The organism is Psychrobacter sp. 1U2 (genome assembly GCF_051847575.1).
The window spans coordinates 1-570 of record NZ_JBPYDC010001577.1 but is presented as its reverse complement, the minus strand read 5'-3'; the positions used below and the strand labels follow the sequence as shown (position 1 = coordinate 570).

The 570-nt window shown below is 48.1% G+C and carries 1 protein-coding gene; it reads right to left on the bottom strand.

The genetic code is table 11. The features are described 5' to 3' along the window. Positions 1-74 precede the first annotated feature (74 nt). Entirely contained in the window at positions 75-392 is a 318-nt protein-coding gene (locus ACS8FD_RS23280; RefSeq protein ID WP_439261574.1) for an NADH-quinone oxidoreductase subunit K, read from the bottom strand. Positions 393-570 lie beyond the last annotated feature (178 nt).

The following is a 570-nucleotide window of genomic DNA, read 5'->3' as shown; positions in this document are numbered from 1 at the left end:
AACTATCATCGCAGTCATAAACGGTAAAACAATCAGGGTAACCGCCCATGGAACATTCAACAAAACATCAACCATTAGGTGTTTGTTTCCTTGTGCTTGTCTGGTAGTACCGGCTGACCGGTCACTGCTGTCAACTTGAGCATGAGTACTAGTGCCAGCGCAGTAGCGGCCACTGCCACCACAATACCAGTGATGATCATGGCATGAGGCACTGGGTCTGGTATGGTTGTAGCAGTGCGCGTCGCCAACGCTGCAAGCACCAGAAATACGCCACTACCCATTATGTTTAACGCCAAAATCTTGCGTAGTAGATGGCGATAGCTCAGCAAACCATGCAAGCCAATTGCAAAAAGCCCTATACCCGCTAGCCCATATATAAGCACTGTACTCATTACAGCTTCTCCTGTCGGCGTATGCCCAAAAATAGCGCAATAAGTGTAGTCCCGATTGAGATAGTAGCGGTGGTTTCAATAACCAGGATAAGTGCTCCAGCCCACTCCGGTGGAAACTGTAAAAGCTTGCCTTCTAAAAGTCCCATGATAATGCCAAGCAGCAAAAATATCGTCGGCC